Source organism: Mesorhizobium sp. M2E.F.Ca.ET.209.01.1.1 (assembly GCF_004010375.2).
In the GTDB taxonomy this organism is placed as follows: Bacteria; Pseudomonadota; Alphaproteobacteria; order Rhizobiales; family Rhizobiaceae; genus Mesorhizobium.
The window spans coordinates 1-349 of record NZ_SADP02000560.1 but is presented as its reverse complement, the minus strand read 5'-3'; the positions used below and the strand labels follow the sequence as shown (position 1 = coordinate 349).

The window sequence follows — 349 nt, the reverse complement described above, 5'->3', positions numbered from 1 at the left end:
CCCGCCCCGCCGAGGGATTGACGACGCAGCTGATCCAGTAATCGCGGCTGCGCCGGCCCCAGCACATCTGGTTGCAGGACAGGCAGCCGCGAATGTCCTGCGGCCGTCCGGCGGCAGCCTTTGCAGCCAGATGCGGATCGGCGATCTGCCCGCGCACGATGGAAACGAGGTCAGCGCGGCCTTCGCTCAGCACGCTCTCGGCGTTCTCGGGGGTACGGATATGGCTTTCGGCGGTGATCAGCGCGTGGCGCACGGTGGATTTGAGCACCGCCGCAAGATCCGCGCCGAGCTTTTCGGGATAAACAAAGGTCGGCATGATCTTGTAGAAATCGAAGTAGGAACCCGTTCC

The 349-nt window shown here is 64.2% G+C and carries 1 pseudogene; it reads right to left on the bottom strand.

Annotated elements, in window-relative coordinates:
• A pseudogene (locus EN852_RS36905) lies at positions 1–349 on the bottom strand (oxidoreductase); the annotation flags it as partial.